Below are 24,920 nucleotides of genomic sequence, written 5' to 3'. Positions count from 1 at the left end.
GGACGATACGTCTGACGCCGATCGTTTCAATCTACCGATCGGGTCAACGCTGCCCCGTGTGGCCAGGAGCGTACAAGGTGTCAATCACTTCGTATCGCTATACACCGTTGCGCGCGATACGCCGAGGTGTGAAGCCACCGTCTCCATGGCTTTTCTGATGTCCAGCAGACCGCACTCCTTCAGTTCCTGGAGCAGAGCCCTTCGATCGCCTGCCTTCAGGGCACGGGGAGTGGTGGCCATGCGTGCGGCAAACTGATCGATGCGCGCTCGAATCGACTCTGCACCGCTCGACTCGAGCGACTCATGGGGACGTTCGCCGCTGAAGGCCCCGAACTGATCGAGCATGCCTTGCAGGCTTCTGAACAGGGTCAGGTCGATATTCATACAGAGCGCGGCCACATAACGCCCTGTGGAATCCTTGATGCCAATCGATGTGCTTTTGGCCTGGCGGCCATCTTTGAAATGATTGGGATAATTGGCAATTACCTGGGGGTAAGCGGGGTCGGCAATTCGAGCAAGTCCCAACTCGGTAGCGGGGTGTCCAACCATCCTGCCGGAAAGATTATTGTGAATAGCCAATATGGCGTGCTCGGGATCTCGCAGGTCGTGCAGTACCACTTCGCAAAATGGGCTGAAGGTCTGGCTCAAGCCTTCTGCAATTTGCTCCAGCTGACTGATCAGCGCCTGTTGCTCGGGGGTCGTGTTTTTCTTCATAGCGAAGATGTCCAGCAAAGTAGAAGATTTCAATGAGAAGACAATAACAGCCTATGCATGGCTTTTATCAGTGCCTTGGGCTTTGAATGATTCGCTCGAGAAAGAGGCAAGCGCCTGTATTTTACGGGACCTGTTTTTCCTGGTCGGTAGCAGCAGAAGAATCGGAGCGTTCTCAAACGCCCAGTCCGCCAATACGCGGACCATTGTGAACGGAGAACCAAACCTCGGCTATGGCTCGGTGTGCGACTCAACGGGCAAGCTCATCGCGCTTGAGCATGAACACGCACAGCAAGACCCATCCCGGCTCGATTGGTAAATTTTCTTTAAAGGTGATCTGGCTTCGAGGGGATGTTTCAGGAAAAAGCCTGATGCCAGCCTATCGGCACTTTTTCCTTAAGGAGTGCCACCATGTCCCCCCACAAACACTTGCGCTGGCTCAAGCGCCTGCTCGCCTTCAGCCTGCTGGCGCCGGCCCTGGCATTCGCCCAGGAGCGTCCTTGGCCGGACGGCTCGCAGCTGGTGCTGTCGTTTTCCATGCAGTTCGAGACCGGTGGCCAGCCGGAGGGCGCCGAAAGCCCGTTTTCCGGGAGTCCGCTGCCCAAGGGCTACCCCGACCTGCCGGCCAACACCTGGTTCGACTACGGCCACAAGGAAGGCCTGTGGCGCCTGCTCGACCTGTGGGACCGCACCGGCATCAAGGTCACCTCCCATGTGGTCGGCGAAGCCGCGCTGAAACACCCGGAGCTGGTCAAGGCCATCGCCGAGCGTGGCCACGAGGTGGCGGCCCATGGCATGCGTTGGGCCGACTCTTACAACATGAGCTACGCCCAGGAAAAACAGTTCATCGGCGATGGCGTGGACGCGGTGCAAAAGCTCACCGGCCAGCGCTCGGTCGGCTACAACGCCAACTGGCTGCGGCGCAGCCCCAACACCCTGAAAGTGTTGCAGGATCTGAATTTCACCTACCACATCGACGACGTCAGCCGTGACGAACCTTTCGTTACCCTGGTACGTGGCAAGAAATTCGCCGTGGTGCCTTACACCCTGCGCAACAACGACATCGTGCTGATCGAGGGCCGGCACTTCTCCGCCGAACAGTTCTATCAGCAGTTGGTGCTGGAGTTCGATCGCCTGTACGCCGAAGGCGCGAGCCGGCGGCGGATGATGTCGGTGAGCCTGCACGACCGGATCGGCGGCACGCCGGCGATGGTCGAAGCGGTGGAGCGTTTTATCCGCTACGCCCAGTCCCATCCGAAGGTCAGCTTTATGCGCAAGGACCGGATCGCGCAGATCGTGCTGACGGAGAAGAACCCGCTGATCGATAACAGCGAGGCGGCGTACAACGACTGAAGCCTTATGGCTGGGCTCAAAGACGGGGGGGCAAGGCCAGGTTCGATGGCGCCCCGTCGATTGTCATCGCGAGCAAGCTCGCTCCTACACACCCCTTGTAGGAGCGAGCTTGCTCGCGAGAGGCCGGGCCTGCCATTCCCCCATCAACTGCCCAGCGTCAAGCCATTGGCCGGCAGCGGCAGCGCGGTCTTGTAGCGCACCTGCTTGAGGGCGAAGCTGGAACGGATATTGGCCACGCCGGGGACCTTGGTCAGGAAGTCCATCATGAAGCGCTCCAGGGCCTGGATGGTCGGCACCAGCACGCGGATCAGGTAGTCCGGATCGCCGGCCATCAGGTAGCACTCCATGACTTCCGGGCGGTCGGCAATGGCCTCTTCGAAATGCTGCAGCGCCTCTTCCACCTGCTTCTCCAGGCTGACGTGAATGAACACGTTGACGTGCAGCCCCAGCAGGTCGGCATCCAGCAGGGTCACCTGCTCGCGGATCAGCCCCAGCTCCTCCATGGCGCGCACGCGGTTGAAGCACGGGGTGGGCGAAAGGTTCACCGAACGGGCGAGGTCGGCGTTGGTGATGCGGGCGTTCTCCTGGAGGCTGTTGAGAATGCCGATGTCGGTACGGTCCAGTTTGCGCATGAGACAAATCAACCTGATTTTTATGTTTATGCAGATTTTTTATCTGCAAATCATCCTGAGCGCAACGAAACAGAGATAAATATTCTCCTTGGCCCGGCCTATGATTGTTGTAGGACAAGATTTCTTTTACCCAAAGAATGACTGTCAGCTAAGCGCGCCCACTACAAGAAATTCACAAGATCGAGCGTAGACAAGCCATGACCCAAGCGTACGAACCGCTGCGCCTGCACGTGCCCGAACCCTCAGGCCGTCCCGGTTGCAAAACCGACTTCTCCTACCTGCGTCTGACCGACGCTGGCACGGTGCGCAAACCCCCAATCGATGTGGAACCCGCCGACACCGCCGACCTGGCCCGTGGCTTGATTCGCGTGCTCGACGACCAGGGCAATGCCCTGGGCGAATGGGCCGAAGGCGTGCCGGCCGAGGTCCTGCGCCAGGGCATGCGCGCCATGCTCAAGACCCGGACCTTCGACAACCGCATGGTGGTCGCCCAGCGCCAGAAGAAGATGTCGTTCTACATGCAGAGCCTCGGCGAGGAAGCCATTGGCAGCGCCCAGGCCCTGGCACTGAACATCGACGACATGTGCTTCCCCACCTACCGCCAGCAAAGCATCCTGATGGCCCGCGACGTGCCGCTGGTGGACATGATCTGCCAGCTGTTGTCCAACGAGCGCGATCCGCTCAAGGGCCGCCAGCTGCCGATCATGTACTCGGTGAAAGAAGCCGGTTTCTTCACCATCTCCGGCAACCTGGCCACCCAGTTCGTGCAAGGCGTGGGCTGGGGCATGGCCTCGGCGATCAAGGGCGATACCAAGATCGCCTCGGCCTGGATCGGCGACGGCGCCACCGCCGAGTCGGACTTCCACACCGCCCTGACCTTCGCCCACGTGTACCGCGCGCCGGTGATCCTCAACGTGGTCAACAACCAGTGGGCGATCTCCACCTTCCAGGCCATCGCCGGCGGTGAAGCCACCACCTTCGCCGGACGCGGCGTCGGTTGCGGCATCGCCTCGCTGCGGGTGGACGGCAACGATTTCATCGCGGTCTATGCCGCGTCCCGCTGGGCCGCCGAACGCGCCCGGCGCAACCTCGGCCCGACCCTGATCGAATGGGTCACCTATCGCGCCGGCCCGCACTCCACTTCCGACGACCCGTCCAAGTACCGCCCGGCCGACGACTGGAGCCACTTCCCCCTCGGCGACCCGATCGCCCGCCTCAAGCAGCACCTGATCAAGATCGGCCAATGGTCCGAAGAGGAACACGCCGCGGTCAGCACCGAACTGGAAGCCGAAGTCATCGCCGCGCAGAAACAGGCCGAGCAGTACGGCACCCTCGCCGGCGGGCAGATCCCCAGCGCCGCGACCATGTTCGAGGACGTCTACAAGGAAATGCCCGAGCACCTCAAGCGCCAACGCCAGCAACTGGGAATCTGACATGAACGACCACAACAACAATATCCAGTTGGACACCGCCATGACCACGACCACCATGACCATGATCCAGGCCCTGCGCTCGGCCATGGATGTGATGCTAGAGCGTGACGACAACGTGGTGGTGTTCGGCCAGGACGTCGGTTATTTCGGCGGAGTGTTCCGTTGCACCGAGGGCCTGCAGACCAAGTACGGCACCTCGCGGGTGTTCGACGCACCGATCTCGGAAAGCGGCATCGTCGGCGTCGCCGTCGGCATGGGCGCCTACGGCCTGCGCCCGGTGGCGGAAATCCAGTTCGCCGACTACGTCTACCCGGCCTCGGACCAGATCATTTCCGAAGCCGCGCGCCTGCGGTATCGCTCCGCCGGCCAGTTCACCGCCCCCATGACCCTGCGCATGCCCTGCGGCGGCGGCATCTACGGCGGCCAGACCCATAGCCAGAGCATCGAGGCGATGTTCACCCAGGTTTGCGGCCTGCGCACCGTGATGCCATCCAACCCCTACGACGCCAAGGGCCTGCTGATCGCCTCCATCGAAAACGATGACCCGGTGATCTTCCTCGAGCCCAAGCGCCTGTACAACGGCCCGTTCGATGGCCACCACGACCGCCCGGTAACCCCCTGGTCGAAACACCCCTCGGCCCAGGTGCCGGACGGCTACTACAAGGTGCCGCTGGACGTCGCTGCCATCGCCCGGCCGGGCAAGGACGTCACCGTGCTGACCTACGGCACCACGGTGTATGTCTCGCAAGTGGCCGCCGAGGAAACCGGGATCGACGCCGAAGTCATCGACCTGCGCAGCCTGTGGCCGCTGGACCTGGAAACCATCGTCAAGTCGGTGAAAAAGACCGGCCGCTGCGTGGTGGTCCACGAAGCCACCCGCACCTGCGGGTTCGGCGCCGAGCTGGTGTCGCTGGTGCAAGAACACTGCTTCCACCACCTGGAAGCGCCTATCGAGCGCGTGACCGGTTGGGACACCCCCTACCCGCACGCGCAGGAATGGGCGTATTTCCCTGGCCCGTCCCGAGTGGGCGCGGCTTTGCAACGGGTCATGGAGGTCTGAATGGGCACGCACGTAATCAAGATGCCGGACATCGGCGAAGGCATCGCAGAAGTAGAACTGGCGCAGTGGCACGTCAAGGTCGGCGACCTGGTGGTCGAGGACCAGGTGCTGGCCGACGTCATGACCGACAAGGCCATGGTCGATATCCCCTCCCCGGTGCACGGCAAGGTTCTATCCCTGGGCGGCCAGCCCGGTGAAGTGATGGCGGTGGGCAGTGTGTTGATCAGCATCGAGGTCGAAGGCGCCGGCAACCTCAAGGCGTCCGATCAGCTGCTCAAGGAACCCGCGGCTATTAAAGAAGCAGCACCCGCAGTAGCAGCGCCCAAGGTCGAGGCCGCGCCAGTGGTCGAAAGCAAACCCGCCGCCGCTTGCCGCCCCGTGCCACAGGCGCCGGTAGCCCGCGATGCCGACGAGCGCCCGCTGGCCTCCCCGGCCGTGCGCAAGCATGCGCTGGACCTGGGCATCCAGCTGCGCCTGGTGCAGGGCAGCGGCCCGGCCGGCCGCATCCTCCATGAAGACCTGGACGCCTACCTGGCCCAGGGCAATCAGCGCGCCCAGAGCGGCTCGGCGCCGTCCGGTTATACCCAGCGTCATGACGAGGAGCAGATCCCGGTGATCGGCATGCGCCGCAAGATCGCCCAGCGCATGCAGGAAGCCACCCAGCGCGCCGCCCACTTCAGTTATGTCGAGGAAATCGACGTCACCGCCGTGGAAGAACTGCGCGCGCACCTCAATGAAAAACACGGCGCCACCCGCGGCAAGCTGACCCTGTTGCCATTCCTGGTGCGGGCCCTGGTCGTGGCCCTGCGCGACTTCCCGCAGATCAACGCGCGCTACGACGACGAAGCCCAGGTCATCACCCGCCACGGCGCGGTGCATGTCGGGGTGGCCACGCAAAGCGACGTCGGCCTGATGGTGCCGGTGGTGCGCCATGCCGAAGCCCGCAGCCTGTGGGACAGCGCCGCGGAAATCGCGCGCCTGGCTACAGCCGCGCGCAGCGGCAAGGCGGCCCGCGACGAACTGTCCGGCTCGACCATCACCCTGACCAGCCTCGGCGCCCTGGGCGGCATTGTCAGTACGCCGGTGCTGAACCTGCCGGAAGTGGCGATCGTCGGGGTGAACAAGATCGTCGAACGGCCGATGGTGATCAAAGGCCAGATCGTGGTCCGCAAGATGATGAACCTCTCCAGTTCCTTCGATCACCGGGTGGTCGACGGCATGGACGCGGCGCTCTTCATCCAGGCCATTCGCGGCCTGCTCGAACAACCCGCCAGTCTGTTTCTGGAGTAACCCATGCAACAAACTCTAAACACTACCTTGCTGATCATCGGCGGCGGTCCTGGCGGTTATGTGGCGGCGATCCGCGCCGGCCAGCTGGGCATTTCGACCATCCTGGTGGAAGGCCAGGCGCTGGGCGGCACCTGCCTGAACATCGGCTGCATCCCGTCCAAGGCACTGATCCATGTCGCCGAACAGTTCCAGCAGACCCGCCATCACAGCCAAGGCTCGGCCCTGGGCATCAACGTTGCCGCACCGACCCTGGACATCGGCAAGAGCGTGGAATGGAAAGACGGCATCGTCGACCGCCTGACCACTGGTGTCGCCGCCCTGCTGAAAAAGCACAAGGTCCAGGTGATCCATGGCTGGGCCAAGGTCGTCGACGGCAAGACCGTGGACATCGAAGGCGCCGACACCCGCATCCAGTGCGAGCACCTGCTGCTGGCCACCGGTTCGAAAAGCGTCAACCTGCCGATGCTGCCGCTTGGCGGGCCGATCATCTCCTCCACCGAAGCCCTGGCGCCCAAGGCCCTGCCCAAGCGTTTGATCGTGGTCGGCGGCGGCTATATCGGCCTGGAGCTGGGCATCGCCTACCGCAAGCTCGGCGCCGAGGTCAGCGTGGTCGAGGCCCAGGAGCGCATCCTGCCGGCCTATGACAGCGAGCTGACCCAACCGGTGCTCGAATCGGTGAAGCAACTGGGGATCAAGCTCTACCTCAAGCACAGCGTCGAAGGCTTCGATGCCGGGACCAACACCTTGCAGGTGCGTGACCCGAACGGTGACAGCCTGCTGCTGGAAACCGACCAGGTGCTGGTGGCGGTCGGGCGCAAGCCGAACACCCAGGGCTGGAACCTCGAGGCGCTGAACCTGGAGATGAACGGCTCGGCCCTGCGCATCGACCAGCGCTGCCAGACCAGCATGCGTAATGTGTGGGCGATCGGCGACCTCGCCGGCGAACCGATGCTCGCGCACCGGGCCATGGCCCAGGGCGAGATGGTCGCCGAGCTGATCGCCGGCCAGCACCGGGAATTCAACCCGACGGCCATTGCCGCGGTGTGCTTCACCGACCCGGAACTGGTGGTGGTCGGCAAGACCCCGGACGAGGCCAAGGCCGCCGGCCTGGACTGCATCGTGTCGAGCTTCCCGTTCGCCGCCAACGGCCGCGCCATGACCCTGGAATCGAAAAGCGGTTTCGTGCGGGTGGTGGCACGCCGTGACAATCACCTGATTGTCGGCTGGCAGGCGGTGGGCGTCGGCGTGTCCGAGCTGTCCACGGCCTTCGGCCAGTCCCTGGAAATGGGCGCGCGCCTGGAAGATATCGCCGGCACCATCCACGCCCACCCAACCCTGGGCGAGGCGGTGCAGGAAGCGGCATTGCGGGCCCTGGGCCACGCGTTGCATCTGTAAACGCCACACCGGGAGGCAACACCCTGTAGCCGCTGCCGCAGGCTGCGATAAGGCCCGCAGGGCCTTCAAGGATCTCAAGAGCACGTCCTCTTCGAGGCCGATCGCAGCCTTCGGCAGCGGCTACAGGGCGCTCCACGGGACGACAGGAGGGTTCATGAGCAGGCCAGGTTTTTTTGCTGCCCCTCCCATCGTCCGGGATGCGGTGCCCCCCCGGAATGCAGTATTGTTGTGCCCATCCAAAAAACGTCAGAAGCCTTGAGCCGTTGCGACGGTTGTTAAGCGATAGAGGGTGTCATGGGTAACGAAAGCATCAATTGGGACAAGCTGGGTTTTGACTACATCAAGACAGACAAGCGCTATCTGTCGCACTGGCGGAACGGCGAGTGGGACACAGGCACCCTGACCGAAGATAACGTGCTGCACATCAGCGAAGGCTCCACCGCCCTTCACTATGGCCAGCAGTGCTTCGAAGGCCTGAAGGCCTACCGCTGCAAGGACGGTTCGATCAACCTGTTCCGCCCGGACCAGAACGCCGCCCGCATGCAGCGCAGCTGCGCGCGCCTGCTGATGCCGCAGGTGTCCACCGAGCAGTTTGTCGAAGCGTGCAAGCAAGTGGTACGCGCCAACGAACGCTTCATCCCGCCTTACGGCACCGGCGGCGCGCTGTACCTGCGCCCGTTCGTGATCGGTGTGGGTGATAACATCGGCGTGCGCACCGCCCCCGAGTTCATCTTCTCGATCTTCGCCATTCCGGTCGGCGCCTACTTCAAGGGCGGCCTGACCCCGCACAACTTCCTGATCTCCACCTACGATCGCGCGGCGCCCCAGGGCACCGGCGCGGCCAAGGTCGGTGGCAACTACGCCGCCAGCCTGATGCCAGGTTCGGAAGCCAAGAAGAAGCACTTCGCCGACTGCATCTACCTGGACCCGCTGACCCACTCGAAGATCGAGGAAGTCGGTTCGGCCAACTTCTTCGGCATCACCTTTGATAACAAATTCGTCACGCCGAAGTCGCCGTCGGTACTGCCGGGCATCACCCGCCTGTCGCTGATCGAACTGGCCAAGACCCGCCTGGGCCTGGAAGTGATCGAAGGCGACGTGCTGATCGACAAGCTGTCGGACTTCAAGGAAGCCGGCGCCTGCGGTACCGCCGCGGTGATCACGCCGATCGGCGGCATCGAGTACCAGGACAAGCTGCACGTGTTCTACAGCGAAAAAGAAGTCGGCCCGATCACCCAGAAGCTCTACAAAGAGCTGACCGGCGTACAGACCGGCGACGTCGAAGCGCCAGCCGGCTGGATCGTCAAGGTCTGACCCCAACCGCCAGGTGCTGAAAAGCCCGCCCTTCGCCACCGCGAACGGCGGGCTTTTTTCATGGGCGCCGAAACCTGTGCCCCTAGCCGAGAGCCGCCACTTCCGGCGGCAGCAGAATGGCGCTTGCCTTGTCCTTGCCGTGATATTTGTCGATCAGGGAAAACAGGATGGCAGCCGTGCGGATATCCACGATCCCGCTGACATTCTCCTGGTTAAAGCGCATCTGGAAGGCTTCCACCACCCTTTCCGGTTGTTGGTCCAGATAGCCATAACCATAGGTTTGCAGCGCCTTCGTGACCTGGACCATGCTCGGCGGCGACACGCTGAAGCGAGCCAGGTAGTCGTCGATGGTGCGCTCGTCGGGCCAGGCGCCAATGCCGGCTTCGGCAAGCCGTTTCCAGGGAAAGAACGGCCCCGGATCGATCTTGCGCCCGGGGGCGATATCCGAGTGCCCGACGATGTCCGTCGGCTGTATGTCGTACTTCCTGACCAGGTCCCGGGTCAGGCTGATCAGCAGTTCTATCTGGCGCTCGTTGTAGGGCTCGCCCAGCAACTGGCCGGTGTCCTTGTCCCAGCCAGCGTTGACGATCTCGATCCCGAGCGAGGTGTCATTCAGGTTGCTGCGGTTCTTCCACTGGCTCACTCCCGCGTGCCAGGAGCGGTCGTGGTCATCGACCAACTGGTCGGCCACCGGCAAGCCCTTGTAGGTCTTCGGCCGGTCGGGAATCAGGTAGTTGGCGCTGACGTGTTCCGATCGCGTCAGCGTTTCGAAGGACTGCGCCTGATCGAGCGCGGTGTAGTGCAGGACCAGGAAACGGATCCGATGGTTCTGCGCCACCGCCCTTTCGCCTTTCGAAAGGACGTAGCCCTCTTTCTCCGTAAGCCTTGCCTCGGAGGTGTCTTGGTGGCTGCTGGTACAACCGGTCATCGCCAGCAAGAGGCTTAAGACCGTGGTGTATTTCTTCATGACTTGCCCTTGAACGTTACTTTCCTTTCCCCGCCCGGCTTGCTGCGTTGCAGGCCTGCGGAGTGGGGCATGCTAGGGACCGGGAGGAAAGACTGTCTTTAGGAAAAGTCCGAAAGTCGCTGAGAAAGTCCGACGACAGAGAGCGCGGATGATGGGCCACGCAGGGCTACTACGCCCCAAGGGGTGGGCATGCCGGGGCCGGCATGCCCGATGGTGCGGAAAAGGTCGCGGTTACTGGTGCTGGACCTGGAACATCGAGTTCACCTGGACCTGTGCCAGCATGTGCTCGGCGCCACCGCCGCGACGCATGCCGCGCACCGGGCAGGCGTCGAGGTAGTCGAGGCCGACCGCCAGCTTCAGGTGCCGCTCGGGCCGCGCCAGGCGGTTGGTCACGTCGAAGCTGTACCAGCCGCCGTCGATCCAGGCCTCCGCCCAGGCGTGGCTGGCCAGGTGGCTTTCGTCTTCGGTGCACAGGTAGCCGGAGACATAACGCGCGGGAATCCCCAGGCCGCGGGCGCAGGCCAGGAACGCATGGGTGTGGTCCTGGCAGACCCCGACCCGGCCGGCGAAAGCCTCGGCCGCGGTGGTGTCCACCGTGGTCGCGCCCGGGCTGTAGACCATGTGCGTGGCCAGGGCATGCATCAGCTCGATCAGCGCCGCGCGGTCGCGCCGGGTACCGCAGTGCTGCGCGGCAAAGGCGCCGAGGGCCGCGTCGGCCTTGGTCAGCGGGCTGCTGCGCAGGAACGGCAGCGGCGATTGGCTGTCGTGTTCCACCTCCCGGGCCTGGTCGATTTCCACCTGGCCATAGGCGCTCAGGACCAGGGCGCCATGGGGTTCGTCCATGGTCAGCACGTGCAGGATATTGCCGTAGGGATCGAGCTGGCTGCGCACCAGGCGCGGCAGTTCCAGGTGCCATTCGAGGATGTGCTGGCGCTCGCTGTTCTGCGGGGTCAGGCGCAGGAACTGGATGCTGGTGCAGACTTCGTCGGCGTAGCTGTAGGTGGTGTCGTGGCGTATGGAAAGTTTCATACAACCTCCAGATAGGATTCGTGGACGGTCTGCCCCAGGTGACGGATCTGGGCGATGAAATCGCTCAGCCACAGGTGCAAGCCCGACGCGAGGATCTCGTCGATCCCGGTGTAGCGCAGGCGCGCGTTCAGCTCGGCGGCCAGGCGCTGGGCCGGACGGCCGTTGTTGCCCGGCAGGCTGGCGAGGATCTGGTCCAGCTCCTCGACGCAGGCATGCAGCGAGCGTGGTACGTCGGCGCGCAACAGCAGCATCTCGGACACCTGCTCGGCCCCCGGCGCGTTGCGGTAGATCTCGTTGAACGCCTCGAACGAGGACAGGGCGCGGAGCAAGGCGCTCCACTGGTAGTAGCCGCGGGCCGAGTTGTCGCTGACCTCCTCCGACTCCTCGCCGAACATTTCGTAGCGCGCGTCCAGCAGGCGCAGGGTGTTGTCGGCCCGCTCGATAAAGGTGCCCAGGCGAATGAAGCAATAGGCGTCGTTGCGCATGATGGTGCCCGAGGTCGCGCCACGGAACAGGTGCGAACGCTCCTTGACCCATTCGCAGAAATGGCTGATGCCGTAGCGCCCCAGGCCGCTCTTGGCGATGTTGCGCATCTCCAGCCAGGTGGCATTGATGTTTTCCCACATGTCGGCGGTGATGCGCCCGCGCACCGCGTGGGCGTTGGTCCGCGCCGCCCGCAGGCAGCAATAGATGCTGCCGGGGTTGGTCTCGTCGAGGGCGAAGAAGTGCAGCATGCGTTCGGTGTTCAGTTCGCCGTAACGCTGGTTGTAGTCGTCCAGGGTGCCGGCGGCCAGCAGCGACATCGCCAGCTCGGCATGCCCGTCGCTACGCCCCGCCTGGGGCATCAGCGACAGCGAGTAACTGACTTCGAGCATGCGCGCCAGGTTCTCGGCGCGCTCCAGGTAACGGGACATCCAGTAGAGGTCTGCAGCAGTTCTTGAAAGCATCGGTCAATCCTCCACGACCCAGGTGTCTTTGGTGCCGCCGCCCTGCGACGAGTTCACCACCAACGAGCCTTCGCGCAAGGCCACGCGGGTCAGGCCGCCCGGCACCAGGCGGGTTTCGCTGCCCGACAGGACGAACGGACGCAGGTCGATATGCCGCGGGGCGATGCCGTTCTCGACAAAGGTCGGGCACGTCGACAGGCACAGGGTGGGTTGGGCGATATAGGCCTCCGGGCGGGCCTTGAGCCGGGCGCGGAAGTCTTCGATCTCCGCCGCGGTGGCCGCCGGCCCCACCAGCATGCCGTAGCCGCCGGAGCCCTGGGTTTCCTTGACCACCAGGTCCGGCAGGTTGGCCAGTACGTGGGACAGTTCCTCGGGTTTGCGACATTGCCAGGTCGGCACGTTCTTCAGGATCGGTTCCTCGCTCAGGTAGAAGCGGATCATCTCGTCGACATAGGGGTAGATCGACTTGTCGTCCGCCACCCCGGTGCCCACCGCGTTGGCCAGCACCACGTTGCCGGAACGGTAGGCGGCGATCAGCCCGGGCACGCCGAGCATGGAGTCGGGGTTGAACGACAAGGGGTCGAGGAAGGCGTCATCGAGGCGGCGGTAGATCACATCCACCGCCTGGGCACCGGAGGTGGTGCGCATGAATACGCGGTCGTCGCGCACGAACAGGTCGGCGCCTTCCACCAGTTCCACGCCCATCTCCCGAGCCAGGAACGCATGCTCGAAATAGGCACTGTTGAAGCGCCCCGGGGTCAGCACCACCACCGTCGGGTTGTCCAGCGGGCTGGAGCTTTTCAGGGTATCGAGCAACAGGTTCGGGTAGTGGTCGATGGGCGCCACCCGTTGCGCGGCGAAGAGTTCGGGGAACAGGCGCATCATCATCTTGCGGTCTTCGAGCATGTAGCTCACGCCGCTGGGGGTGCGCAGGTTGTCTTCCAGCACGTAGTAGCTGCCGTCGCCGTCACGCACCAGGTCGACGCCGGAGATGTGCGAATAGATATTGCGGTGCAAATCCAGGCCGCGCATCGCCACCTGGTAACCCTCGTTGGCCAGCACCTGCTCGGCCGGGATGATGCCCTCCTTGAGAATGCGTTGCCCGTGGTAGATATCGGCCAGGAACATGTTCAATGCCTGGACCCGCTGGATGCAGCCGCGCTCGACGTTCCGCCATTCGCTGGCCTTGATGCTGCGCGGGATGATGTCGAAGGGAATCAGCCGTTCAGTGCCTTGCTCGTCACCGTACAACGTGAAGGTGATGCCAGCGCGGTGGAACAGCAGGTCGGCTTCGCGCCGACGCTGGTCCAGCAGCTCCACGGGAGTGTCCGCCAGCCAGCGGGCGAACTCCTGGTAATGTGGGCGGCAGCCACCACTCGCATCATACATTTCGTTAAAAAAAGCACGGGACATACCCCAACTCCTCGCCGTGGTTTAAACGGCTTTTTTATTTAAACTCTCTGTTTCAATAAATCGGGCCTTACGCTGTGCGATAGAAACTGTTCTGTTGAGCACCTCATTGTGCGGCTTGAATATTCCGCTCGATGCTGGCGGAAATACCCCCACTTATTGACGCCAGTCGCCTGGCGAAACTTCCCGTATGGATTTTCGGCAATGGATCGCCCGCGATGACGTCCATTGGTTGTGGAACTCGTCACCTCCTTTTTCGTTTTAATGTGAACTTTCAATCTGAAAGTTTTCCGAAACTTCGACAGCACACTTCACTGGAATTCGAAGGCTGTTTATCTGCTGTAGCAATCGCTGTGCCCAAACCCCGCCTCCTTGCGAATAAAGTCCCCAAGGGGGAAAAAACGCCCGCTTGACGGCATTTTTCACTCAACCACGGGGCCCCGTCCCCGGTTGACGCTGAAACGTTTTATCCAGAAAGCCGCCTGAACGGCTTTGCACAACACTGGCGCGAACGAAAAAAGTGCAGAAACTGTCGAGGAAGGTTTTTTTGCCCTGACACGGGGATTTTTGGCAAAGCAGCTGTTATCGCTTTGCACAAAGCAAGAGTTGACGCGGCCTGCCGAGAGAAAGAACAGCGCACCATTAGCGGTCCGGAAAACGCACCAACGGCGAACGAAACACCCAATAGCGCCAACTATTGGCGCAATTTCAGCTTTTCGCCAGCGCTAGTTTGTAAAAGTGTCGGACATAATTGAACCGGGCATTTCCGACTGCGCACGGTTCGCGCCCGAAGGAATAACGTTCGCCGACGTTATCCACCGAAGTCTTCATTCCACTTTTTATTGATTCAGTGCAATCAGCCAGGATTTATCGCCGCCCTACCCCCACCACCGAACCTGTAGGAGCGCAGCTTGCTCGCGATGCAGGCACCACGGTGAATCAGGCACGCCGCCATCGCGAGCAAGCTCGCTCCTACAGGGATTCGCGGATAAATAGCTACTCGCACACAGCGTAAAATGTGTAGGAGCCAGCTTGCTGGCGATCCAGGCGCCGCGGTGGGTCAGGTACTACAAGGTTTCCAGATGCCCGACGATGATCCGCACCGCCTCCGCCGGCGACAACAGCGAACTGTCCAGCGTCAAGCGCTCGCCGCTCCAGGCCTGGTAATCGTGATCGAGCACCGACTGCCAGCTCGGCGGACGCAGGCCGGGCACATCCGCCTCACGGTTTTCCACCCGGCGCCGATGCTCGGCGATGTCGGTGCAGACCACCTCGATGTTGAGCAGCGGGCTCTGCTCGGCTTCGGCTATGCCCTGCCAGGCCTGGCGGCTCTCGGCGACCGGATTGACGCAATCGGCCACCACCCGGTTGCCCAGGGCCAGGTTGCTGCGGGCCAGGGCATTGGCGATGTCGTACCCGGCCTTGCCGACTTCCGCCAGCCCGCCGTTGCGCAGTGCCTGCTCGATGTTGTCGATGCGCAGGTAGGTAGCCCGCAGATGGCTGGCCAGGGCCCGGGCGATGGTGGTCTTGCCGCTGCCGGGCAGGCCACTGAAGACGATAAGCATGCTGAAGACTCCAAGCCAGGACTGCATTCGGAGGCTGACGGCAACGCCAGCCATGGGATTGTGGACCGGCCTATGAAGCCTGGGTAACGGCCGGGCGACCCGGTTTGGCAACGTTCCTGACACGCAGGGCCGGGCTGCCCGGCTCTTCGATCCGGACGGCGAACCGACTGGCAAGCTCCTTGCGCCCCAGGGCGGTCAAGCCCAGCGCCCGGCTGTCCAGGTCCTGGGTCAGCCATTTGCGCCGGATCGCCTCCTGCAACAACGCCGCCCCCAGCGCCCCGCCCAGGTGCGGGCGGCGCATGCTCCAGTCCAGGCACGGGCAGGCAAAGCGCCGACGCAGGCTGGCCAGAGCTTGCACATCGATGCCCAGCCCAACAAAAAACTCTTCGCCGGCCGGGCTCAGGACGTACTCCTGGGCGCCCTCCTGCGGCTCCTGCAACCAGCCGGCCTCGAGCAGGCGGTCATGCAGCTGCACCGCCAGGGTGCCGGCCATATGGTCGTAGCAGGTACGGGCGAACTGCAGGCGGTCCGGAGTGCGTGGGCTGAACGCGGGCGCGGCGTTGCGGCCGATCACCATCAGCGCTTCCAGGGCCTGGGCCACGCGTTTGTCGGCGAGGCTGTAGTAACGGTGGCGGCCCTGCACATGCAGGCGCACCAGGGCCAGTTCCTTGAGCTTGCCCAGGTGCGCGCTGGCGGTGGAGGCGCTGACATCGGCGATCGCCGCCAGTTCGGTGCTGGTGCGCGCGTGGCCGTCCATCAGCGCGCAGAGCATTTTCGTCCGCGCCGGCTCGGCAATGGCCGCGGCGACCTGGGATACGGCGTTGTCGTGCTGCTGTGCATTCATATTTCGCTCCCGAACGAATCGTGCCCCTCGCAGGTTGCCGATAGTAGCAACACTTCTCCCCCGCGAATAAGGCCGCACGCCATGGACCCGATCACCGCCGTCACCCACGCCGATCCCTACCCTTACTACGCCAGCCTGCGGGCCCGGGGCGGGCTGGCCTTCGACCCCGGACTGGGAATGTGGCTGGCCAGCAGCGCCGCAGCGGTGGCCGCGGTGCTGGCCCAGCCCGAGTGTCGGGTACGTCCTGCGCACGAGCCGGTGCCCCAGGGCATAGTCGGCGGTGCCGCCGGCCAAGTGTTCGGCCTGCTGATGCGGATGAACGACGGCGAACGCCAGCGTTGCCCCCGGGCCGCCATCGAGCCGGGCCTGCAACAGGTGCATGCCGAGGAAGTCAGCCAGCGGGTCGCCGCCCTGCTGCTGGGCCTGCCAAGGGATACCACGGCCAGGCTGCATGACTGCCAGTTCCACCTGCCGGTGGCGGTGGTCGCCGGGCTGCTGGGCTTTGCCGCGCACACGTTGCCGGCGATTGCCGGGCTGACAGCGGACTTTGTCGCCTGCCTGTCGCCGGCCAGCGACCGGGCACAACGGGATGCCGCCCACCGGGCAGCCGGACAACTGACTCGACGCTTTGAGGTTCTGCTCGATCAGCCGCCCGTCAGCCCGCTGTTGCAACGGATCGTCGCAGGCTTCGACGCTCAAGATCGCGACAGCCTGATCGCCAACCTGATCGGCCTGTTGTCCCAGACCTTCGAAGCCAGCGCCGGGCTGATCGGCAATACCCTCTGCGCCCTGCTGGGCGATCGCCGGTTGCTCGCGGACCTGCGAGCGACGCCCACCCGGGTCGCCGACCTGCTGGCCGAAGTGCAGCGCCACGATCCGCCGGTGCAGAACACCCGGCGCTTCGTCGCCGCGCCTTGCAGCGTCGCCGGGGTGACGCTGGAGCCCGGCGCAGTGGTGCTGGTGCTGCTGGCCTCGGCCAATCGCGACCCGCAGTTGAACCCGCAGCCGGATCGCCTGCTGCTGGAACGCGAGGCGCGGCGCAGTTTCAGCTTTGGCAGCGGACGCCACCAATGCCCCGGCCAAGAGTTGGCCCTGGCCATCGCCAGCGCGGTGGTCGGTGCGCTGCTGCGGCAATCGACCCTCGACCAGCCCATCGCCTGGACCTACAAGCCCTCGCTCAACGGGCGTATCCCCTTGTTCACTAGCCTGCCGGAGTCGCACTGATGATCGCCGTGATATTCGAAGCCCTGCCCCGCCCGGAACATCGCCAGCGTTACCTGGACATCGCCGCCACGTTGAAACCGCTGCTGCTGGAGATCGACGGCTTCATTTCCATCGAACGTTTCCAGAGCCTGAGCGAGCCGGACAAGCTGCTGTCCCTGTCGTTCTGGCGCGACGAGCAAGCGGTCGAAGCCTGGCGCACCCTGGAACGCCATCGCACGGCCCAGGCCCTGGGGCGGACCCAGGTGTTCGCCGACTACCGGCTGCGGGTCGCCGAGGTGGCGCGCGACTACGGGCTGAGCCGGCGCGAGCAGGCGCCGGCGGACAGCCGCCGGGCCCATGCCGGGTAACACTGCTGGGCGCCTATTCGACCAATGAATGGTGCTCAGAGGGTCAGCGGGCTTCTGCTAGGGTCATGCCTGGACCCGGGAGGACAAGCTCATGAGCCAGATCACCCAACATGCCCTGAAGCTCAATGGCATCGAACTGCACCTGCATGCCGCCGGCCCGCTGGACGGCCCGCCGGTGTGGCTGCTGCATGGGTTTCCCGAGTGCTGGTATTCGTGGCGCCGGCAGGTCGCGCCGCTGACGGCCGCCGGCTACCGCGTGCTGATCCCGCAGATGCGCGGCTACGGCGACAGCAGCGCCCCCGAGGAAGTGGCGGCCTATGACGTGTTGACCCTGTGCGCCGATATTCAACAAGCGATGGATGCCCTGGGCCAGGAGCAGGCCTGCATCGTCGGTCACGACTGGGGCGCGGTGGTGGCCTGGCACCTGGCGCTGCTGGAGCCGCAGCGGGTCAAGGCCCTGGCGACCCTGTCGGTGCCGTTCGCCGGCCGCCCGAAACGCCCGGCCGTGGAGATCATGCGCGAGCTGTTCGCCGAGCGTTTCAACTACATCCTGTACTTCCAGGAACCCGGCGTCGCCGAGCGGGAACTGGACGCCGACATCGACCGCAGCCTGCTGCATTTCATGCACGACTGCGAACACCTGCTGGATGAAAAAAGCCCGTCGGCCCTGCTGTTCGAGGGCATGCCTGCGCGCCACACACCGCCCGCCTGGTGCACGCCGGAGGATTTTGCGGTGTACCGGCGCACCTTTACAGGGCGAGGTTTTCGCGGCGCCTTGAACTGGTACCGCAACTTCGAGCGCAACTGGCAACGGACCGAACACCTGGGCGAGTGCCAGGTGAGCCAGCCCACCCTGTTCATGATCGGCGACCGCGACCCGGTGGGCCAGCTGGAAGCCCGCACGCTGGAGCGCATGCCCGGCAAGGTACCGCGCCTGGAACAGCATCGGCTGGCGGATTGCGGGCACTGGATCCAGAGCGAACAGGCCGAGGAGGTCAATCTGCGGCTGCTGGATTTTCTGCGCCGGCATTACCCCTGCCCGCCTGTGGTGCAGACAGGGGCCTAGCGTTACAGGCTGCGATATTCGAGGGTGAGGTGCGACAGTTCGTGGACCGGCGCCAGGCGCTGGCGGATGGTCTCGGCGCTGACACCGGCGGCCGCCACCACGCTGACAATCGCCGCCCGCGCCTGCGGGCCGACCTGCCACACATGCAGGTCAGTGATGCGCGCATCGCCGGCGGCTTCCACCGACTGGCGAATCTCGCCGGCCAGTTGTTCGTCCGTGGTGTCGAGCAGCACCGCCGCGCTGGACTTCATCAGGCTATAGGCCCAACGGGCGATCACCACCGCGCCAACGATGCCCATCACCGGGTCGAGCCAGACCCATCCCAGGTAACGCCCCGCCAGCAACGCGGCGATGGCCAGGACCGAGGTCAGGGCATCGGCCAGCACATGGACGTAGGCCGAGCGCAGGTTGTTGTCGTGGTGATGGCCGTGCCCGTGTGAATGCTCGTGCGGATGCTCATGAACCTGCTGATGAACGTGGCCGTGATGGACATGGCCGCCGGAGAGCAGCAAGGCACTGACGATGTTCACCAGCAGCCCGGCCACGGCGATCACGGTCGCCTCGGTGAAGGCCACCTGGGTCGGCTGCAACAGCCGCAGCAACGACTCGCCGGCAATGCCGATGGCCACCAGGCCGAGGATCAGCGCCGAAGCGAACCCCGCCAGGTCGCCGACCTTGCCGGTGCCGAAGCTGAAACGCGCATTGTCGGCATTGCGTCGGGCAAAACCGTAGGCCGCCGCCGCGATGCCCAGGGCCCCGGCGTGGGTCGCCATATGGAAACCATCGGCGAGCAAGGCCATGGAACCGGTGAGATAACCGGCGGCGATTTCGCCAATCATCATGACGAAGGTCAGCGCCACCACCCACAGGGTGCGACGGGCGTTTTCATCGTGGGCGGCACCGAGGAAGTGGTGGTCGTGGGTCAAGCCTGCAGAGGGCAAGGTCGGGCGCATGGTGTGGCCTCCAGTCAGGAATAACGGCGAATGGCTTCGAGCAGTTCGTTCACGCCCTTGGCCCGTTCGGCATCGCTGAGCTCAGGATGGGCCACATGTTCCAGGGCATGGGCCTCGATGATTTCCCCCATCAGGCCGTTGATCGCGCCCCGGGTGGCCGCCACCAGGTGCAGGGTCTTGGCGCACTCCGCGCCGGACTCCAGGGCCCGCTCCACCGCCTGCATCTGGCCCTGGATGCGCCGGACCCGTTTGAGCAGATCGTCTTTCTGTGCGTGCGTGTGCGACATACCCATACCCCCTATACCTATATGGCGCTTATCCTGGCCGATGCCACGGGCCCACGCAAGGGCTTGATGACGCCGGTCGTCCGCCACTGCCTATCGATCACCCACGGCCCAGCCCCGCCTGGCGAAGCACGGAGACACGATTTCAAAGAGGGATTTACCGAGGAAGACCGTGAAGGCGGCCAGATCAGACAGCGTCCCGACCTGGCCAGTACGCGGGATCAATCGTCGCGGGTCAGGACTTCCAGCAACTCGATCTCGAACACCAGATTGGAGTTCGGCGGGATCTTGCCCATCGACCGCTCGCCATAACCCAGGTGCGCCGGCACCAAGAGCTTGCGCTTGCCGCCGACCTGCATGCCCATCAGGCCCTGGTCCCAGCCTTTAATTACCCGCCCGGTGCCGATCACACACTGAAAAGGCTTACCGCGCTCCCAGGAAGAATCGAAGGGCGTGCCGTCTTCCAGGAAACCGCGGTACTGGGTGGTGATCAAGGCGCCCTTGACCACCGCCTTGCCCTCGCCCACTTCGATATCGATCACCTGCAACGAATCGCTCATCCACTCACTCTCTATTGACAGCAGCCGGCAGTGGCCACCGAGGGTGCGGAAAATAACAAATTTTCGCCCTCTCGACCTGTAAGGCATGCTCCTGGAGGGGGCTGAGGCAGGGCACATTACCGATGCCTCCTGGCCCAGCCACCATCTTTCAGATTGTCCCTACAGACCCTCCATAGCCAAATCCAATAGCGTCCCTAAGCCAACTGCAAATGCTCTTTGCTCCCCCTCTGACGGGGGCTTCTTTATGGACAATGTGGACGCAAACACGGATGAGTGGCTACGTACCGAACGCCCCGAAGGGCTATCGCAACAAGGGGGTAGAGCCCGTCGATCTGGGCGCCCAACGCTGGGCGCAATACCCGGACCTGCCACCGAAGGCAGAAGCCAAACCCCAGACAGCTGGGTGCACCTTTACCAAACCCTGCAAGCTCCCTGATGGGGTCATCAACTACGCAACTCGTGTCATCCCCACCAATGCCATTAGCGAATACGGGCAGCTCGTTTTGCTGGGCGGACGCGAAGCGGATGCAACAGGGAAAATCCCTCTCCAGCAAATCAGTGGTCACGCGTTACCTGCTGCACTTGGAACACTTCTATTAGGTGGAGTGGCTGCTACTGCTGGTGCTGCTACAGGGGTTGGCACTGGGGCCGGTGCTGGAGTCAGCACGGGTACTGCGGCAACAGGCGCGAGTGCGGGTACCACGTTTTTTACCACGGGTGTTATTGCAGGTGGATTGGCGGGCATAGCCGCATTGCTCTGGCCATCGAGCTTGGGCGACAGCAGCCTGTACACACCCGAACAGCTCAAAGCGCTCAAGGAAGGCCGCACACGTGTCCGGTTGCACATAGAACAGCAAGCTGACGGCACGCTGAAAGGCTACGGATACAACACTGAGAAGCGCAGCGACTGGGAAATGATCCCTGTTGCCCGGTTCGAGGCTCAGGGCTCTCAGCAGGTGGCCGATTTCGGAGACGGGATCACCCTGACCTGGACACCAGCCATTGACCCGTCCAGTGCTTCGGGGATCCCTCCATTAGAGGCAGCACCACAGGCTCCCCACATCTGGATTTATCCGCCCACCGAGCAGGCGGATAGCATCATCGTCAACCCGCTCTACCCGCCTGATTACAAAGACTTCATTCTGGTCTTCCCGCCAGGGTCTGGAATCCAGCCCCTGTACATCGTGTTCAATGTCCAGCTAGAGAAGAACAGGAAACAGGGTAAGGCTTTTGAGGACATGTCTTATGACGAGTACAGCAAGACCAAGCCCGAAAGTGCCCGTGAAGTCACAGTGAAAACCGACAGTGGAGTGCGCACACGTATTGATATGATGGGCAGGAATGCTGATGGCGAAATCTCATGTGTTGAATGCAAATCTTCTGAAATCGCACCATTGACCAAAAACCAGAAAAAGGCTTTCCCGGAAATTGAGAAAACCGGTGCGACCGTTGTAGGCAAAGGTAAACCCGGCTTCCCCGGAGGCACCACTATTCCACCCACCAGAGTCGAAATCATCCGACCTGACCCGGCCCTCTGAGGGAACAGACATGTCCATCGTAGACACGAAAGTCGTAGATATTATTGCAGTGCCAGAGTGGGAACCCGATAACGTGATTCTGGTTATCACGGACCACCTTGAATGGGGTGATAAAACCCAACAAGGTGAACACCTATTATTGCTGCAAGAGAAGATCAACACTTACATCGCATTCATCGAAAGCGGTGAAATCCTAGAGAGCTATCCACCATCCAAAGACAAAGCCCCCATCATTCGTATCAACGGTCTGTACGAACTACCAGAACAAGGCGAACTCTTCATTGACCGCGTTACCGAGGTGCTGAAAGACGTTGGTATCGGGCTAGAGTTCATCCTTAAAGCGGATGAAAAAATACGCAACATGTGAACAAGGGCCACGCCCAAATGAAAGACAGCGACACCAATGTCAATCGGTTGAAAGAGTGCCAATGGGATCTGGCAAAGCCCTGATCCCCCACTCCCCCCTCAAGACCGCTTGAACAAACTCCAGACAAACGCCACCACCCCACCCACAGTCGCCACTCCCGCCAGCCACCCCACCACCGACAACCCCTGCCAGGCCGGGCCGGCCGCGGCGATCTGCGGGCCGAAGGCGATCAGCAGCGCGCTGATCAGCAGGGCCAGGGACAAGCGGGTGGAGGCCAGGCGCAGGGATTTTTCCAGGCGCTCGATGCCCGGCATGTCGAGGCGCAGGTCGACCACGCCGTGTTTCAGGCGGTTGATCAGCAGGCGGGTCAGTTGCGGCAGTTCGACGGCGACGCCACGGCCCAGTTCCAGGCCGTCGAGGCCCAGGCGGCGGGCGAGTTTCCAGCTGAACTGCTGCTTGAGCATCTTGCTGATGGCCGGGCGCGCGGTGGCTATCAGGTCCAGTTGCGGGTCGAGCCGGGTGAGCACGCCATCGGCAGTGATCAGCGCCTTGAACAGCACCAGCAGGTCGGCCGGCAACAACAGTTGGTATTCGCGCATCAGGCCGAGGAAGTCCTCGATCATCGCACTCATGTTCAGCGCCTTGCCGCCGTGCCGGCCCATGAATTCCCGGGCGGCCTGTTCGATGGCGGACAGGTCGCGCACCTGCTCGCCGCTCCAGTCGATCAGCACCGCCACCAGCGCTTCGGTACTGCCCTCGGTCATGGCCCGCATGAAGCTCATGACCTCCAGGCGCCGGCGTTCGTCGAGGCGACCGACCATGCCGAAGTCGATAAAGCCGACCCGATTGTCGTCCATGGCCCGCAGGTTGCCGGGGTGCGGGTCGCCGTGGAACAGGCCGTCCTCCAGCAGCATCTTGATGAACGCCTGGGCCCCGCGCTGCGCCAGCAGGCTCGGGTCCAGGCCCTGCTCGATCAGGGCCTGGCGTTCCAGCGGCGTGTGACTGGGCAAAAACTCCTGGACCAGCAGGCGCTCGCTGCTGTGCAGCCAGTGGATACGCGCAATGGCGATCTGCGGATGCTCGGCGAAATTCGCCGCCACTGCGTCACAGTGCTGCCCCTCCTGGGTGAAGTCCAGTTCTTCGAGCATCGCCCGGGCCAGTTGCCGGACCATCTGCCTCGGCTGGTAATGGGCCAGGGCCGCGTTCTCTTCCACCAGCATCGCCACGCCTTCCAGCAATTGCAGGTCGGCGCTCATCTTACGCCGCAGGCCGGGGCGCTGGACCTTGACCACCACCGCCTCGCCACTGAGCAGGCGCGCGCGATAAACCTGGGCGATGGAGGCCGCGGCCAGGGGCTCGCTGTCGAACTCGGCGAACACCTGGTCCAGCTCGCAGCCCAGGTCGTCGCGTACCTGATCTTCCAGCTCGCTCCAGGGCAGGGTCGCGGCGCCGCTGTGCAACGCCTCCAGCTCGCTGATCCAGTGCGGCGGCAGGATGTCGCTGCGGCTGGCGAGGATCTGCCCGAGCTTGATAAAGGTCGGCCCGAGCTTTTCCAGGGCCAGGCGCACCCGCTGTGGCGTCGAGTCCTGTGGCTGCGCTTCACCAGCGGCTGGCGACTCGCCCAAAAGGCGGCCCAGGCCCAGGCGTAGCAAAACGTCCTGGGCACCGAAGGCCGCCAGCACGGCGACAATCTGGTGCACCCGCTTATGGTGTTTGAGAGCCGTCCAGGTGGGTTCGAGCATGGTCGGGATGATCCTTCACAAGGTGACGCCCGCGGCGTGGCTGGCGGGCCCAGGGTTGGGTGGCGCGCCTGCCGCGGACTCCGGAATCGACGACAAGCCATGCAAGGTCCGACCACAACGCCCGGCAATCATTCACAACGCGCTGGCGCCGATTGCGCCTCCTGGTGCGAGGCGCTGCCGAAGAGCGCATGCCGACGGCTGCCCATGGCTGCGCCCGCCATGAATTCGGTTACCATGGCGCCCCCCTGAAATCCGCACGCCGATAAGGACATCCGTATGGCTGTTTCAACTATTGTGATTCTGCTCGTTCTGGCCCTGCTGGTGATCTATGTCATCACCGTCTACAACGGCCTGGTGGCCCGCCGGAACCGCTTCAAGAACGCCTTCGCGCAGATCGAAGTCCAGCTCAAGCGCCGTTACGACCTGATCCCCAACCTGGTGGAAACCGCCAAGGCTTACCTCAAGCACGAGCGCGACACCCTCGAAGCCGTGACCGCGGCGCGCAATGCCGCGCTGGCGGGTCTCAAGGCCGTCGCGGCCGAGCCCGGCAATCCGCAGTACATGGCGCAACTGGGCCAGGCCGAAGGCGTACTCTCCAGCGCCATGGGCCGGCTGAATGTGAGCATGGAGGCCTACCCGGACCTCAAGGCGTCGCAGAACATGCAACAGCTGAGCGAAGAGCTGACCAGCACCGAAAACAAAGTGTCCTTTGCCCGCCAGGCCTTCAACGACACGGTGATGGATTACAACAGCTACAAACAGAGTTTCCCGCCGGTGATCCTGGCCGGCCTGTTCGGCCACGGCGCCGATGCCAGCCTGCTGCAATTCGCCGACAGCGCCCTGATCCAGGAAGCCCCCAAGGTCGCGTTCTAACCCCCTGTCACCCTGG

The 24,920-nt window shown here is 63.5% G+C and carries 25 protein-coding genes; 13 read left to right on the top strand and 12 right to left on the bottom strand.

Features of this window, described 5'->3' with window-relative positions; all coding sequences use genetic code 11:
* Positions 1-84: 84 nt before the first annotated feature.
* Positions 85-714: a helix-turn-helix transcriptional regulator gene (locus BMY68_RS04230; RefSeq protein WP_053260966.1), complete on the bottom strand. Its 630-nt coding sequence runs from the start codon at positions 712-714 to the stop codon at positions 85-87.
* A 7-nt stretch (positions 715-721) separates the two neighbouring features.
* Here BMY68_RS04230 and BMY68_RS29520 point away from each other — a divergent pair, with 7 nt between their 5' ends.
* Together BMY68_RS29520 and BMY68_RS04225 are read left to right on the top strand one after the other, a co-directional pair.
* Complete coding sequence (locus tag BMY68_RS29520) at positions 722-1,030, top strand: hypothetical protein (protein ID WP_139214875.1); 309 nt, start codon at positions 722-724, stop codon at positions 1,028-1,030.
* A gap of 92 nt (positions 1,031-1,122) precedes the next feature.
* Positions 1,123-2,064, top strand: a complete 942-nt coding sequence (locus tag BMY68_RS04225; protein ID WP_085531473.1) for a polysaccharide deacetylase family protein — start codon at positions 1,123-1,125, stop codon at positions 2,062-2,064.
* A gap of 143 nt (positions 2,065-2,207) precedes the next feature.
* Here BMY68_RS04225 and bkdR read toward each other — a convergent pair whose 3' ends face one another.
* A complete protein-coding gene (bkdR, locus tag BMY68_RS04220; RefSeq protein ID WP_007923098.1) occupies positions 2,208-2,696 on the bottom strand; it encodes a Bkd operon transcriptional regulator BkdR in 489 nt (162 codons plus the stop codon).
* Between the two features lie 197 nt (positions 2,697-2,893).
* On the opposite strand from bkdR, the gene BMY68_RS04215 reads away from it, so the two are divergent.
* The 5 genes from BMY68_RS04215 (at position 2,894) to BMY68_RS04195 (ending at position 9,188) form a co-directional block, all read left to right on the top strand.
* The gene (locus tag BMY68_RS04215; protein WP_085531475.1) at positions 2,894-4,129 is read left to right on the top strand and encodes a 3-methyl-2-oxobutanoate dehydrogenase (2-methylpropanoyl-transferring) subunit alpha; all 1,236 of its coding nucleotides are present in this window, start codon (positions 2,894-2,896) and stop codon (positions 4,127-4,129) included.
* A 1-nt stretch (position 4,130) separates the two neighbouring features.
* Positions 4,131-5,189 carry an alpha-ketoacid dehydrogenase subunit beta gene (locus BMY68_RS04210; RefSeq protein WP_009043319.1) on the top strand — a complete coding sequence of 353 codons (1,059 nt, stop codon included), beginning with the start codon at positions 4,131-4,133 and terminating at the stop codon, positions 5,187-5,189.
* On the top strand, positions 5,190-6,479 hold the full coding sequence (locus tag BMY68_RS04205) for a dihydrolipoamide acetyltransferase family protein (protein WP_085531477.1): 1,290 nt from the start codon (positions 5,190-5,192) through the stop codon (positions 6,477-6,479).
* Positions 6,480-6,482: 3 nt separating this feature from the next.
* On the top strand, positions 6,483-7,874 hold the full coding sequence (lpdA, locus tag BMY68_RS04200) for a dihydrolipoyl dehydrogenase (protein ID WP_085531479.1): 1,392 nt from the start codon (positions 6,483-6,485) through the stop codon (positions 7,872-7,874).
* Positions 7,875-8,168: 294 nt separating this feature from the next.
* The gene (locus BMY68_RS04195) at positions 8,169-9,188 is read left to right on the top strand and encodes a branched-chain amino acid aminotransferase (protein ID WP_062825447.1); all 1,020 of its coding nucleotides are present in this window, start codon (positions 8,169-8,171) and stop codon (positions 9,186-9,188) included.
* An 82-nt stretch (positions 9,189-9,270) separates the two neighbouring features.
* On the opposite strand, the gene BMY68_RS04190 is transcribed toward BMY68_RS04195, so the two are convergent.
* From BMY68_RS04190 to BMY68_RS04165, 6 genes are all read right to left on the bottom strand, one after another.
* Positions 9,271-10,155 (bottom strand): N-acetylmuramoyl-L-alanine amidase, encoded by an 885-nt coding sequence (locus tag BMY68_RS04190; protein WP_085531481.1) that lies wholly within the window; start codon positions 10,153-10,155, stop codon positions 9,271-9,273.
* A 231-nt stretch (positions 10,156-10,386) separates the two neighbouring features.
* Positions 10,387-11,184, bottom strand: coding sequence for a transglutaminase family protein (locus BMY68_RS04185; RefSeq protein WP_085531483.1), 798 nt, complete (start codon positions 11,182-11,184; stop codon positions 10,387-10,389).
* On the bottom strand, positions 11,181-12,131 hold the full coding sequence (locus tag BMY68_RS04180) for an alpha-E domain-containing protein (protein WP_007925069.1): 951 nt from the start codon (positions 12,129-12,131) through the stop codon (positions 11,181-11,183). Before BMY68_RS04180 ends, BMY68_RS04185 begins: the two co-directional genes overlap by 4 nt.
* Positions 12,132-12,134: 3 nt before the next feature.
* Positions 12,135-13,544 (bottom strand): circularly permuted type 2 ATP-grasp protein, encoded by a 1,410-nt coding sequence (locus BMY68_RS04175; RefSeq protein ID WP_009043313.1) that lies wholly within the window; start codon positions 13,542-13,544, stop codon positions 12,135-12,137.
* Positions 13,545-14,608: 1,064 nt separating this feature from the next.
* Positions 14,609-15,106: a P-loop nucleotide/nucleoside kinase family protein gene (locus BMY68_RS04170; protein ID WP_085531485.1), complete on the bottom strand. Its 498-nt coding sequence runs from the start codon at positions 15,104-15,106 to the stop codon at positions 14,609-14,611.
* A gap of 70 nt (positions 15,107-15,176) precedes the next feature.
* Positions 15,177-15,950, bottom strand: a complete 774-nt coding sequence (locus BMY68_RS04165; RefSeq protein ID WP_085531486.1) for an ArsR/SmtB family transcription factor — start codon at positions 15,948-15,950, stop codon at positions 15,177-15,179.
* An 81-nt stretch (positions 15,951-16,031) separates the two neighbouring features.
* Here BMY68_RS04165 and BMY68_RS04160 point away from each other — a divergent pair, with 81 nt between their 5' ends.
* The 3 genes from BMY68_RS04160 (at position 16,032) to BMY68_RS04150 (ending at position 18,587) form a co-directional block, all read left to right on the top strand.
* Positions 16,032-17,174 carry a cytochrome P450 gene (locus tag BMY68_RS04160; RefSeq protein WP_085531488.1) on the top strand — a complete coding sequence of 381 codons (1,143 nt, stop codon included), beginning with the start codon at positions 16,032-16,034 and terminating at the stop codon, positions 17,172-17,174.
* Positions 17,174-17,521 (top strand): antibiotic biosynthesis monooxygenase family protein, encoded by a 348-nt coding sequence (locus BMY68_RS04155; protein WP_085531490.1) that lies wholly within the window; start codon positions 17,174-17,176, stop codon positions 17,519-17,521. Before BMY68_RS04160 ends, BMY68_RS04155 begins: the two co-directional genes overlap by 1 nt.
* Positions 17,522-17,612: 91 nt before the next feature.
* A complete protein-coding gene (locus BMY68_RS04150) occupies positions 17,613-18,587 on the top strand; it encodes an alpha/beta fold hydrolase (RefSeq protein ID WP_085531492.1) in 975 nt (324 codons plus the stop codon).
* 2 nt (positions 18,588-18,589) lie between these two features.
* Here BMY68_RS04150 and dmeF read toward each other — a convergent pair whose 3' ends face one another.
* The 3 genes from dmeF to BMY68_RS04135 all read right to left on the bottom strand — a co-directional run bounded on the left by dmeF (position 18,590) and on the right by BMY68_RS04135 (position 20,384).
* Positions 18,590-19,540: a CDF family Co(II)/Ni(II) efflux transporter DmeF gene (gene dmeF, locus BMY68_RS04145; protein WP_085531494.1), complete on the bottom strand. Its 951-nt coding sequence runs from the start codon at positions 19,538-19,540 to the stop codon at positions 18,590-18,592.
* A gap of 14 nt (positions 19,541-19,554) precedes the next feature.
* Positions 19,555-19,827 carry a metal/formaldehyde-sensitive transcriptional repressor gene (locus tag BMY68_RS04140; protein WP_053260665.1) on the bottom strand — a complete coding sequence of 91 codons (273 nt, stop codon included), beginning with the start codon at positions 19,825-19,827 and terminating at the stop codon, positions 19,555-19,557.
* 218 nt (positions 19,828-20,045) lie between these two features.
* Entirely contained in the window at positions 20,046-20,384 is a 339-nt protein-coding gene (locus tag BMY68_RS04135) for an FKBP-type peptidyl-prolyl cis-trans isomerase (RefSeq protein WP_037034481.1), read from the bottom strand.
* Between the two features lie 269 nt (positions 20,385-20,653).
* Here BMY68_RS04135 and BMY68_RS04130 point away from each other — a divergent pair, with 269 nt between their 5' ends.
* The gene (locus BMY68_RS04130; protein WP_175534806.1) at positions 20,654-21,922 is read left to right on the top strand and encodes an S-type pyocin domain-containing protein; all 1,269 of its coding nucleotides are present in this window, start codon (positions 20,654-20,656) and stop codon (positions 21,920-21,922) included.
* A 10-nt stretch (positions 21,923-21,932) separates the two neighbouring features.
* Complete coding sequence (locus BMY68_RS04125) at positions 21,933-22,289, top strand: DUF6572 domain-containing protein (RefSeq protein ID WP_009043303.1); 357 nt, start codon at positions 21,933-21,935, stop codon at positions 22,287-22,289.
* A gap of 98 nt (positions 22,290-22,387) precedes the next feature.
* On the opposite strand, the gene BMY68_RS04120 is transcribed toward BMY68_RS04125, so the two are convergent.
* Positions 22,388-24,031 (bottom strand): ABC1 kinase family protein, encoded by a 1,644-nt coding sequence (locus BMY68_RS04120; RefSeq protein WP_085531498.1) that lies wholly within the window; start codon positions 24,029-24,031, stop codon positions 22,388-22,390.
* A gap of 276 nt (positions 24,032-24,307) precedes the next feature.
* Here BMY68_RS04120 and BMY68_RS04115 point away from each other — a divergent pair, with 276 nt between their 5' ends.
* Positions 24,308-24,904, top strand: coding sequence for a LemA family protein (locus BMY68_RS04115; RefSeq protein WP_085531500.1), 597 nt, complete (start codon positions 24,308-24,310; stop codon positions 24,902-24,904).
* The last annotated feature ends 16 nt before the right edge of the window (positions 24,905-24,920 follow it).

The organism is Pseudomonas sp. NFACC41-3 (assembly GCF_900109505.1).
In the GTDB taxonomy this organism is placed as follows: Bacteria; Pseudomonadota; Gammaproteobacteria; order Pseudomonadales; family Pseudomonadaceae; genus Aquipseudomonas; species Aquipseudomonas chlororaphis.
This window is presented reverse-complemented; position numbering and strand designations above follow the sequence as displayed.

What these genes read in the sequence shown, in the direction of transcription:
- BMY68_RS04190 (WP_085531481.1), bottom strand. Translation starts at nt 10,155, where the DNA reads ATGAAGAAATACACCACGGTCTTAAGCCTCTTGCTGGCGATGACCGGT.
- lpdA (WP_085531479.1), top strand. Translation starts at nt 6,483, where the DNA reads ATGCAACAAACTCTAAACACTACCTTGCTGATCATCGGCGGCGGTCCT.
- BMY68_RS04180 (WP_007925069.1), bottom strand. Translation starts at nt 12,131, where the DNA reads ATGCTTTCAAGAACTGCTGCAGACCTCTACTGGATGTCCCGTTACCTG.
- BMY68_RS04230 (WP_053260966.1), bottom strand. Translation starts at nt 714, where the DNA reads ATGAAGAAAAACACGACCCCCGAGCAACAGGCGCTGATCAGTCAGCTG.
- BMY68_RS04165 (WP_085531486.1), bottom strand. Translation starts at nt 15,950, where the DNA reads ATGAATGCACAGCAGCACGACAACGCCGTATCCCAGGTCGCCGCGGCC.
- BMY68_RS04170 (WP_085531485.1), bottom strand. Translation starts at nt 15,106, where the DNA reads ATGCTTATCGTCTTCAGTGGCCTGCCCGGCAGCGGCAAGACCACCATC.
- BMY68_RS04185 (WP_085531483.1), bottom strand. Translation starts at nt 11,184, where the DNA reads ATGAAACTTTCCATACGCCACGACACCACCTACAGCTACGCCGACGAA.
- BMY68_RS04175 (WP_009043313.1), bottom strand. Translation starts at nt 13,544, where the DNA reads ATGTCCCGTGCTTTTTTTAACGAAATGTATGATGCGAGTGGTGGCTGC.
- BMY68_RS29520 (WP_139214875.1), top strand. Translation starts at nt 722, where the DNA reads ATGTCCAGCAAAGTAGAAGATTTCAATGAGAAGACAATAACAGCCTAT.
- BMY68_RS04115 (WP_085531500.1), top strand. Translation starts at nt 24,308, where the DNA reads ATGGCTGTTTCAACTATTGTGATTCTGCTCGTTCTGGCCCTGCTGGTG.
- BMY68_RS04205 (WP_085531477.1), top strand. Translation starts at nt 5,190, where the DNA reads ATGGGCACGCACGTAATCAAGATGCCGGACATCGGCGAAGGCATCGCA.
- BMY68_RS04140 (WP_053260665.1), bottom strand. Translation starts at nt 19,827, where the DNA reads ATGTCGCACACGCACGCACAGAAAGACGATCTGCTCAAACGGGTCCGG.
- BMY68_RS04155 (WP_085531490.1), top strand. Translation starts at nt 17,174, where the DNA reads ATGATCGCCGTGATATTCGAAGCCCTGCCCCGCCCGGAACATCGCCAG.
- BMY68_RS04125 (WP_009043303.1), top strand. Translation starts at nt 21,933, where the DNA reads ATGTCCATCGTAGACACGAAAGTCGTAGATATTATTGCAGTGCCAGAG.
- bkdR (WP_007923098.1), bottom strand. Translation starts at nt 2,696, where the DNA reads ATGCGCAAACTGGACCGTACCGACATCGGCATTCTCAACAGCCTCCAG.
- BMY68_RS04150 (WP_085531492.1), top strand. Translation starts at nt 17,613, where the DNA reads ATGAGCCAGATCACCCAACATGCCCTGAAGCTCAATGGCATCGAACTG.
- BMY68_RS04210 (WP_009043319.1), top strand. Translation starts at nt 4,131, where the DNA reads ATGAACGACCACAACAACAATATCCAGTTGGACACCGCCATGACCACG.
- dmeF (WP_085531494.1), bottom strand. Translation starts at nt 19,540, where the DNA reads ATGCGCCCGACCTTGCCCTCTGCAGGCTTGACCCACGACCACCACTTC.
- BMY68_RS04135 (WP_037034481.1), bottom strand. Translation starts at nt 20,384, where the DNA reads ATGAGCGATTCGTTGCAGGTGATCGATATCGAAGTGGGCGAGGGCAAG.
- BMY68_RS04195 (WP_062825447.1), top strand. Translation starts at nt 8,169, where the DNA reads ATGGGTAACGAAAGCATCAATTGGGACAAGCTGGGTTTTGACTACATC.
- BMY68_RS04225 (WP_085531473.1), top strand. Translation starts at nt 1,123, where the DNA reads ATGTCCCCCCACAAACACTTGCGCTGGCTCAAGCGCCTGCTCGCCTTC.
- BMY68_RS04120 (WP_085531498.1), bottom strand. Translation starts at nt 24,031, where the DNA reads ATGCTCGAACCCACCTGGACGGCTCTCAAACACCATAAGCGGGTGCAC.
- BMY68_RS04160 (WP_085531488.1), top strand. Translation starts at nt 16,032, where the DNA reads ATGGACCCGATCACCGCCGTCACCCACGCCGATCCCTACCCTTACTAC.
- BMY68_RS04215 (WP_085531475.1), top strand. Translation starts at nt 2,894, where the DNA reads ATGACCCAAGCGTACGAACCGCTGCGCCTGCACGTGCCCGAACCCTCA.
- BMY68_RS04130 (WP_175534806.1), top strand. Translation starts at nt 20,654, where the DNA reads ATGAGTGGCTACGTACCGAACGCCCCGAAGGGCTATCGCAACAAGGGG.